At 44.5% G+C, this 7207-nt stretch carries 13 protein-coding genes; 6 read left to right on the top strand and 7 right to left on the bottom strand.

Annotated elements, in window-relative coordinates:
* The 7 genes from RYL88_RS10195 to RYL88_RS10225 form a co-directional block, all read right to left on the bottom strand.
* Positions 1-375, bottom strand: a 375-nt coding sequence (locus RYL88_RS10195) for a phage tail protein I (RefSeq protein ID WP_314991047.1), incomplete at its 3' end; no start/stop codon positions are given.
* Positions 372-1457: a baseplate J/gp47 family protein gene (locus RYL88_RS10200; RefSeq protein ID WP_297967184.1), complete on the bottom strand. Its 1086-nt coding sequence runs from the start codon at positions 1455-1457 to the stop codon at positions 372-374. The genes RYL88_RS10200 and RYL88_RS10195, both read right to left, overlap by 4 nt.
* Positions 1454-1738 (bottom strand): GPW/gp25 family protein, encoded by a 285-nt coding sequence (locus tag RYL88_RS10205; protein WP_297967181.1) that lies wholly within the window; start codon positions 1736-1738, stop codon positions 1454-1456. Before RYL88_RS10205 ends, RYL88_RS10200 begins: the two co-directional genes overlap by 4 nt.
* A 9-nt stretch (positions 1739-1747) precedes the next feature.
* Positions 1748-2203, bottom strand: coding sequence for a phage baseplate assembly protein V (locus RYL88_RS10210; RefSeq protein WP_297967178.1), 456 nt, complete (start codon positions 2201-2203; stop codon positions 1748-1750).
* Positions 2196-2579, bottom strand: a complete 384-nt coding sequence (locus RYL88_RS10215; RefSeq protein WP_297967176.1) for a hypothetical protein — start codon at positions 2577-2579, stop codon at positions 2196-2198. The genes RYL88_RS10210 and RYL88_RS10215 overlap by 8 nt, the downstream gene beginning before the upstream one ends.
* A 230-nt stretch (positions 2580-2809) precedes the next feature.
* A complete protein-coding gene (locus RYL88_RS10220) occupies positions 2810-3172 on the bottom strand; it encodes a hypothetical protein (protein WP_297967173.1) in 363 nt (120 codons plus the stop codon).
* Positions 3153-3593, bottom strand: coding sequence for a lysozyme (locus tag RYL88_RS10225; protein ID WP_297967169.1), 441 nt, complete (start codon positions 3591-3593; stop codon positions 3153-3155). The genes RYL88_RS10220 and RYL88_RS10225 overlap by 20 nt, the downstream gene beginning before the upstream one ends.
* Positions 3594-3742: 149 nt before the next feature.
* On the opposite strand from RYL88_RS10225, the gene RYL88_RS10230 reads away from it, so the two are divergent.
* The 6 genes from RYL88_RS10230 to RYL88_RS10255 all read left to right on the top strand — a co-directional run.
* A complete protein-coding gene (locus tag RYL88_RS10230) occupies positions 3743-4195 on the top strand; it encodes a hypothetical protein (protein ID WP_297967166.1) in 453 nt (150 codons plus the stop codon).
* Positions 4186-5034, top strand: coding sequence for a phage protease (locus RYL88_RS10235; protein WP_297967163.1), 849 nt, complete (start codon positions 4186-4188; stop codon positions 5032-5034). Before RYL88_RS10230 ends, RYL88_RS10235 begins: the two co-directional genes overlap by 10 nt.
* 1 nt (position 5035) lies before the next feature.
* Positions 5036-5362: a hypothetical protein gene (locus RYL88_RS10240; protein ID WP_297967160.1), complete on the top strand. Its 327-nt coding sequence runs from the start codon at positions 5036-5038 to the stop codon at positions 5360-5362.
* 10 nt (positions 5363-5372) lie between these two features.
* The gene (locus tag RYL88_RS10245; protein ID WP_297967157.1) at positions 5373-6341 is read left to right on the top strand and encodes a major capsid protein; all 969 of its coding nucleotides are present in this window, start codon (positions 5373-5375) and stop codon (positions 6339-6341) included.
* A 234-nt stretch (positions 6342-6575) separates the two neighbouring features.
* Entirely contained in the window at positions 6576-6974 is a 399-nt protein-coding gene (locus RYL88_RS10250) for a phage protein Gp36 family protein (protein WP_122862019.1), read from the top strand.
* Positions 6967-7207, top strand: a 241-nt coding sequence (locus RYL88_RS10255) for a DUF1804 family protein (protein ID WP_314991057.1), incomplete at its 3' end; no start/stop codon positions are given. The genes RYL88_RS10250 and RYL88_RS10255, both read left to right, overlap by 8 nt.

Genomic DNA, 7207 nt, shown 5'->3' on the forward strand with positions numbered 1-7207 from the left:
TTTGTATCTCGTCTCGTCCGTGCCGTCATCTTTGAGATCTATTTCGACCTTAAAACAGTAAGGCTCGCCGTCGTAGCTAAACCACTCAAGAATCCTAATATCAGCATAAAACGAGCGCAATGCTTTGTTTAGGCTATAAAGGGTGCCCGAGTAATAATGTATCTCAAAGGCATTTTTAATGAGTTTTCTAGCTGAATCTTCGCCAAGCCCGTCTATATCCACATCAAAGCTATCGGCTAAGATAGGTAAAAGAGGCGTCGGACAAGAAGTAGCCAAGATGTTTATTGAGCCAAGGTCGAGCTCATTAAGCCTGACATCAAAAAACTCGTCAAATTTCTTATCAAATTTGCTTTTGTGTCCGGGAAGCATCGTCATAGTTCTGCCTTTGCATACGATAGGTTAAAGCTTATTCTGACAAAGCTATCCTCGTCTACTTTGGTATCTGCAGTCGGAGCGGCTAAATTTACGCGGTACACTCCATTTTTATGTAACATAGAGTAGATATAGCTCAAATTTAGGTCTTCGCCTAGTTTTAGACTTTTTCTAGATGCTTTTATTTCTTTGTCTATAATATCTTGCAAAAACATGTCGGTAAGCTCCAGCGTCGCTTTGATTTCTATGTCTTTGATTCGGGCGTTTTTGACTACTACCTTGTCGGTAAATGGCCTCACTTTCTCGCCGCTTAAATACTCCGCTACGCTAGCGCGCGTATCCTCGCTCATATCTAAACTTTTTAGATAAATTTGAACTACTCCCGGCCCGCCGTTATTAACGCTGCACTCTATTACCTTTGAATTTGCGCTTAAAACGTGATAGACGTAGGCCTTTGCGCTTCCTGCAGTGCTAAATCTTTCAAGAGAAAGTACCGCTCTTTCCCTTAGTCTTTCGTCGCTTTCTACCTCTGCGCCACCGCTAAAATCGCTTAGTTGCTTTGCTTTTAATACGAACGGGAAAGGCGTTTGGATATATTCACACTTTAGCGGGCTTGATTTTATAAATTTATCAAGCACCGATACGGCCGTAGTTTTTAGTTCTCCTTTTTTGACGATCGCCGTTTCTTTGACGTAGGCGACGTCGCCATTGTCGCTAACTAAAACGCTTCCGGCCGGAATTATCGTATCCGCATCCCTAGGGGTTGAAAGCGAAAGCTCGATACCGGCCGTCGGCTTTTCTCCCTTTAGCCGCTCTATGCCGTATATCGCTACGATATTATCAAGATCGCTTCCGCTTGAAAAAGGCAGCAGCATGGCTTTTACGCTGCTATTGATTCTGGCTCGCAAAAGCAGCTCGCGGTAAGCCAGCGTTTCAAGCAGGGCCGAATAGTTATCGCTCTCCAAAAGCGAAATTTCTTTGTCCGTCAAATAGCTTTTAAAAAGCTCTTTAACGCCCTTTAAAAGCTCGTCGTAGTTAAGCTCTTCGATCACGTCCGGATACGGTAAATTTTTTAAAAAGCTCATAGCTCTATCCCTATCTCGTCGCCGCTAATTAGAACGATATTAAAATTTAGCTTATGGTCTTTTAGGCTTATTAGCTTTACTTCATCTATCTTCACTCTTTTTTCCCATCTTTCTACGGCCTCTATGACGTAGCAGGCCAGATCGGCTCTAAACTCGTCGTCTACCCTTCGGTCTATTAGCTCGAACAAGCGACTACCGTACTCCGGCAACATAACCCGCGAACCAAGGGGCGTAAGCAAGATGTCTTTTATACTCTCTTCTATAGTCGTAAGATATCCCATACTCATCTCCTAGTGCGAGTGGTGCGGAGTATTGCCGCCCTCGTCTATGATGCGCCCCGTAGCGTGGATGCTGCCGCCTATTTCCAAGTCGCCTTTTAAATTCAGCTGGCCGCAAGTTATGTTTATTTGCTTCGGCGCCGAAATTTCAAGAGTCGAGCTAGCCGTATCGTAGCTCATGCTTACGCCGTCTTCAAAGCTTACGCGCACCTTTTTATCCGTCGGCTCCTCTTTATGCGCGCTTTGGTAGAGTCCGCGAAGTATGACGCCGCTGTTTAGGTTGCCTCTTACGGGCAAGACCAGCACCTGCTCGCCTACCCTGATAGGAGAGAAGCTCACGGCAAAGGAGTTTGAGAAGCTTTGAAATACCGGCAAAAAATCGGTAACCATTGAGCCTACGGCCACTCTTGCCTTGTCACCGCGAACTTCGCTAATCGTTGCGATTTCTATAAAATATTCCCTACTCATCACCGATATGCTCGCTAAATTTATTATTTTTAATAGGTCGCCTTCGTCTAACGTTTTGTTTTATCTCTTTTACGTCGTCGTGAATTTCGTTTAGTTTTTGGCGGTTCGCGCCGTTTTCGGTGCGTAGCGTCTCTACCAGTTCTCTGGTGGCGGCCGTGTTGTTATTTATAGCTTCGTTGCTTCTTACGGAAATATCCACCAAAATTTCGGAGTTTTTGTTCGCGGTTTTGTTTAGTAGCCAAAAGATCACCACAAATACTATAAAGCCGAAAATTACCATAAAGACCAAAAACTCATTCGCTCCCCAAGCTCCGGCGGAGTTTATAAGTCCCGTAGCTTCTTTGATCTCGTCGCTAAAATTTAGGCTATTTTCCATTTTATTCCTTTATCCCCAGGCATTGTTTGAGAAATCTTTCGCAATCGCGGTAGTAAATAGCAATCCTCTTATCCGTCTCGAACGTACCGTCGTTTTTAGGTTTTACGGGCATCTTGGCATTGCACTTTACGGGTACGTATTTTTCTTGATAAATGATATGCGGCTCGCTCGCTTGAGGTTTGGCCGCGCAGCCCGCAAATATTAAAGCAAATAGGCAAAAAAGCGAAATCCTAATCACGAAACAGCTCCTTATATGCCGCCAGTTCGGCCTCGCAGCTTTTATCTTTGACGTAGATCTTCTTTATCCGTTCGGCCTCTTTTGACGGAGTATCGTCGATCTCTACCGCGGCGGCCTTTATAGCTTCGTTTTGCAAAGAAAGAGATACGTTGCAGGCGTTTAGATTATTTTTTACCGTAGCGTAGTCCTTGGTCAGTCGCTCGTTTTTCTCTTTTACGCTTTCAAGGTCTTTAAGCAAGACGGAATTTACGCCTTCTAGCCTTGAATTTTCGAGGAACAAATTTACGCAAGCAAGACCCAAAAGCGCGGCCAATGCAAAGCCTACGATCGGAAGCTTAGTTATCAAATAGCCCATTTAGCACCTTCTTTGCCCGGTTCGGCGTTTGTTTTGCCCAAAGAGAGCTCATACCGCTTTGATAGGCGGCTCTATATTCGCCCGCTCTTATATGGTGCATCGTGGTTACGAATTTTTTAACCTTTGAAACGCCTAGCTGATAGGCCATTTCTATCACCACTTCTTGGACGTTTTTTGGTTTTTCCTTTAGCCAATCAAACGTCGCAAAGACTGCAGCAGTTAGTTTTTCAAGCTTGAGCTCTAAAATTTTATCGGCCGTCGCTTTGCTCATGGGTTCGTATTTGCCGCCGTTTAGCGCTAACTCGTCGGCCGTAAGCGCGGCAAGCAAAAAGCCGTAGCCCACGGTTAGTCTTCCTAAGCTATCCTCGTACCTATGATCTTTAAGACCCTCGTTTTCTTTGATTTTTTCTATTAAGGTCATGGCGTCCTCCAAACTTTTGCCGCAATATTACGCCATACCCGTCTCAAAATCTATCACGATTTTTTGTTAAAAAACTTTGTCAAAGTCCCGTAATAGATTTTCGGCACAAAACAGCTCATAATTCGCACAAAAATAATCAAAGGCGCTAAATGCTAGAAGAATTTGAAAAAGAACTGATAAACACGATTAAAGAAGCGGCCGAACCCAAAAACTCGGTAACTAAAGCGTACCTGGGCGAGTTTAACAGTAAAGAAGAGATGGAGCTGCTGATAAAAGGCGGCGAGAGCTTCGTATTCGTAGAGTTCGTGGATGAAAAATACGAAAACGTAGTAGAACGAAGCGCGACGTATAATATCCATATACTAGCCTGCACTTCAAACAAAAATCAAAACTACCGACAAGCCAATAAATTTAAAGCCTACGCTCTATGCGAGGCAATAGATGAAAAGCTAAGAAACTCGAATTTATGTAATGAGTTTAGGATAGAACCCCAAAACGCTAAAGCGTCACTAAACGATATTACCGACTACGGCTACGTCTACGTGCTAACCAGGCAGATACGAACGCAATTTTTAGAAAAGGACGAATTCTTATGCTCATAACCAAAGACTTAATCGCGCTAAAGGACGAGAAAGAAGGAGTTTTAAGCGAAATTTGCCTGGCCGTAACCGGCGTTTGGCAAGGACACGCCGGAGGAACGTTTAGTATAGACGCAGCCGATATCGAAAAGATGAAACTAAATTTCGACAAGCGCAGCCTAGATATAGTGATCGACTACGAGCACCAGACCCTAAGCGGAGAGATAGCGCCTGCCGCTGGCTGGGTAAAAGAGCTTTTTATAAAAGACGGCGCGCTTTACGGGCGCGTAAGTTGGACGACCAAAGCAAAAGAATTCATCAAAAACGGCGAATATAAATATCTTAGCCCGGTTTACGACTTTATGGGCGTAGACGAAAAGACAGGAGCCTGGCAGGGCTGCACGCTGCACTCCGCGGCGCTAACCAATAAGCCGTTTTTAGACGAACTCGGAGAGGTAAGAGCGAATAAAAATTTCACAAAGGAGACGAACATGGATGATGCGAAAAATCCAAAAGGCGAGCCGCAGGCTCAGGCTGCTACGCAAAGCGGCGCAAGCTATGAGGCTCAGATAGTCGAGCTTAAAAATCAGCTTGACGCCTCTAAACAAGAGGTTGCTGCGCTAAAAGAACAACTAGCTCAAAGCGCGGTAGATGCGGCTATTGTCGCAAACAAGCTTCAAGAAAGCCAAAAGCAGTGGGCGCTAAGCTACGCAAAAGCCGATTTAAACGGCTTTAATGAGTTTTTAAAAGGCGTTATGCCGCCGCGACAAAAAACGAGCATACCGAGTAACGATATGTTTGCCAACAAAAGCCAATCGGACGCAGAAATAGACGTCGTTAAATTTGCATTAGGAGGAGAATAAAATGTCTAACGAACAAAAAAAGCCAAAGACCATCGGAGACGTGGTCGTAAACAAGGTGCTAGGCGTTAACGCCAAAGTAGAGACTACAAAGGTTTTAGAGTGCGGAGCCGTGCTGTTTAGTATTAACGGCGGCGAGAGTTTTGCCGCAGTGACCAGCGACAATCAAACTACGACCATCGCAAACGCCCAAGCAGTATTTGGCGTGCTTTGCGACAATGTAGAAGCCACCAAAGAAGCCGACGTGCTGGTGCTTGGCGAGGTAATGCTGGAAGGCGCCGCCGCGGAGCTAAAAACCGCACTGTTCAAACAAAAAATTATAGTGAGATAAGGAGATAAAAATGGATGAACTTTTAAAAAAATTTACGGTCGAGGCGATGACTGAGATCATAATTCAGACTAAGGTCGATCAAAATTTTATAACGGATACGTTTTTCAAAAAATGGACTCCGACGCTTTCCAATACCCATAACATTATCATCGAAAAAGGCGCGGGCGTAATCCTTGAAAGCGTTAGCGAAAACGGAGAGCACTTGGTGACTAAAAATCCCGACCAAACTATCATCTCCGTACCGCTTCCTCGCTTCCCGCAGTACGATACCCTCCCGGCTAGCGAGATGAATTTACTAAGAACGCTCAATACCCAAAGCGAGCAGCTTAAATCATTGTCTGCGGCTATCGGCAAAAAACTAGCTAGTCAAAAGAGCAATATCGCCAACACCGTAGAGTATATGGCCATAGGCGCTATTTTCGGTAAGGTAATGGACGGCAAAGGGAAGGTGCTGTTTGAGCTTAGCGCAAATAGAAAAGAGATAACTATCACGAATGCGACTAAGTTATTGGATTTGCTAAGCGATATCGAGGCCGCTCAAAAAGAGGTATTAGGCGTTGCAAAGCCGTATATCGCGCTAGTAACTAGAGAGCTTTTTGGCGAGCTGCTTAAACTAGCCGAAGCCCAAGAGCTTCTAAAACTAAAATCCTGCGAAGTCGTAGATAGCAACGGCGCTTTAACGCTTAAACTTTTCGGCAAGACCTTTATGCCTTACGATGCCTCGTACAAAAATACGAAAGGCAGAGATACGAGCTACATGAGCGGCAAGAAAGGCATAGTAGTGCCTTTGATGGACGACATCTTTGAGGTAGTTTATACGAGAGCAAACCATACGTCCGCCATCGGAAAGGCTCCGACGAAATTCTTTGCTGCGGCTCCGGAGGTGCTCGATAAAGGTATGGGTTGGGGCATTGTTAGCGAAAGCAGACCGCTTCCGATCTGCAATAGGCTTGACGCGATCATCGAGCTAAAAATGTAACAAAGCTGGGAACCCGCCGTAAGGCAGGGCTTTAGGTGGGTCAAGGGAGTAAAACTCCCTGTCGCAAGGACGGGCTTTGCTCGTCCGCGAAATCAAGACGCCTCACGCCCTTTTAAATCAAAAACGACTAAAACTACGAGAAAAATATTTTAAACGTTTTAACGCGCTTTTAACGCTCGCTAAAAGCTAATAACGAATACGGTCAAAAGGTTTAAAATATTTGGAGACGAAATAATGGTTTTAACAAACGAGGATCTACTAAAAGAAGTTTCTACTAGAGAGCTGCAAGAACTCAGCGACTTTGAAGGAAGCGGCGCCGTTAATCAAAGCGTCATAGACGATAGCGTAAACGATGCCTTGGCTTATATCTCCTCTTTCATCAAACTTCCGCAAAACCCTACGCCGCTATTAAAAGACATCGGCGTAAATTTGACTATTATCGAGCTCAAAAAGCGCAACAACTTTCCCAAAGAGGCGCTGAATGAGCAGATAGAAAAGATGGACGCTCTGCTTTTGAAGATGGCTAGCAAGAAGCTTCCGAGCCAAATAGAAGACGATAGCGCGCCCAGGCTCGGTATAAGAGCGTTTAGACACAGCGAGAAAAAAATGGACTTAAAGGATTTAAATGGCTGAGAAACCAAATATAAAAGAGCTTGCTAAGGAGCTTTATCTAAAAGGCTTCAGCCTTGAGCGCATAGCCGAAATTTTAAACAAAACCGTAAAAACCATAAAAAACTACAAATCTCAAAACGGCGACTGGGACGAACTAAAAGCAGCAAGCTATCTAAATAAAAGCGGCGAAGATAAGCAAAACATCTATCAAAACTTTATCGAAGAGATGCGCCTGGCAGTAAAAGATATAAGAG

This window comes from uncultured Campylobacter sp. (assembly GCF_963517995.1).
Taxonomy (GTDB): domain Bacteria; phylum Campylobacterota; class Campylobacteria; order Campylobacterales; family Campylobacteraceae; genus Campylobacter_A.

What these genes read in the sequence shown, in the direction of transcription:
- RYL88_RS10245 (WP_297967157.1), top strand. Translation starts at nt 5,373, where the DNA reads ATGGATGAACTTTTAAAAAAATTTACGGTCGAGGCGATGACTGAGATC.
- RYL88_RS10240 (WP_297967160.1), top strand. Translation starts at nt 5,036, where the DNA reads ATGTCTAACGAACAAAAAAAGCCAAAGACCATCGGAGACGTGGTCGTA.
- RYL88_RS10235 (WP_297967163.1), top strand. Translation starts at nt 4,186, where the DNA reads ATGCTCATAACCAAAGACTTAATCGCGCTAAAGGACGAGAAAGAAGGA.
- RYL88_RS10220 (WP_297967173.1), bottom strand. Translation starts at nt 3,172, where the DNA reads ATGGGCTATTTGATAACTAAGCTTCCGATCGTAGGCTTTGCATTGGCC.
- RYL88_RS10230 (WP_297967166.1), top strand. Translation starts at nt 3,743, where the DNA reads ATGCTAGAAGAATTTGAAAAAGAACTGATAAACACGATTAAAGAAGCG.
- RYL88_RS10250 (WP_122862019.1), top strand. Translation starts at nt 6,576, where the DNA reads ATGGTTTTAACAAACGAGGATCTACTAAAAGAAGTTTCTACTAGAGAG.
- RYL88_RS10210 (WP_297967178.1), bottom strand. Translation starts at nt 2,203, where the DNA reads ATGAGTAGGGAATATTTTATAGAAATCGCAACGATTAGCGAAGTTCGC.
- RYL88_RS10215 (WP_297967176.1), bottom strand. Translation starts at nt 2,579, where the DNA reads ATGGAAAATAGCCTAAATTTTAGCGACGAGATCAAAGAAGCTACGGGA.
- RYL88_RS10200 (WP_297967184.1), bottom strand. Translation starts at nt 1,457, where the DNA reads ATGAGCTTTTTAAAAAATTTACCGTATCCGGACGTGATCGAAGAGCTT.
- RYL88_RS10205 (WP_297967181.1), bottom strand. Translation starts at nt 1,738, where the DNA reads ATGGGATATCTTACGACTATAGAAGAGAGTATAAAAGACATCTTGCTT.
- RYL88_RS10225 (WP_297967169.1), bottom strand. Translation starts at nt 3,593, where the DNA reads ATGACCTTAATAGAAAAAATCAAAGAAAACGAGGGTCTTAAAGATCAT.